Annotated in this window: 1 protein-coding gene; it reads right to left on the bottom strand. The window is 66.2% G+C overall.

Features of this window, described 5'->3' with window-relative positions; translation table 11 throughout:
• Window positions 1-589: DUF5801 repeats-in-toxin domain-containing protein (locus EN853_RS34300; RefSeq protein ID WP_245517516.1), on the bottom strand; the 589-nt coding region annotated here is incomplete at both ends.

Genomic DNA, 589 nt, shown 5'->3' with positions numbered 1-589 from the left:
TCGGGCAGGTGGTCGATCTGCTGGTACTGCGTCAGCGTCACCGTGCCGGAGGCGTCGACCGAGATCTTGAAGATATCGCCATGCGAGGCGGTCTGGCCGACGATGTCGTTGCCGACCTTGACCAGGGTGATCGCTTCACCCTGGCTGGTCAGGCCCGAGGCCGAGTTGGTGACGTTGAGCGTATAGTTGCTGATCACCGTCGAGCCGGCGCCGTCGGCGCCATAGCTCGGCGTCACCGCCGCCAGGAAGGCGGCCGCGAAGCTCGCGCTTGCCGTGTCGGAGTTGATGCCGATCGTCTGGGCGTCCTGCGTCACCAGCGTGATGGCGGCGTCCGCGACCGTGCCGACCGTCAGCGACGGAATGTCGTCGTCGAAGCCGATATTGCCGCCGAGGTCGGTGCTGACCGTCGAGGTCGCCTGGTCGTGGTCGCCGTCGGTCACCGTCGCCGTCGCCGACAGCGTCACCAGGCCATTGCCGAGGTCGATGTGGGCGTTGTTGTTGGTGGTGTCGAGGCTCTCGGGCAGGTGGTCGATCTGCTGGTACTGCGTCAGCGTCACCGTGCCGGAGGCGTCGACCGAGATCTTGAAGA

The sequence above is a fragment of the Mesorhizobium sp. M1C.F.Ca.ET.210.01.1.1 genome (assembly GCF_004791585.1).
Taxonomy (GTDB): Bacteria; Pseudomonadota; Alphaproteobacteria; order Rhizobiales; family Rhizobiaceae; genus Mesorhizobium.
The sequence above is the reverse complement of the archived record's forward strand: the minus strand, read 5'-3'. Positions and strand labels throughout refer to the sequence as shown.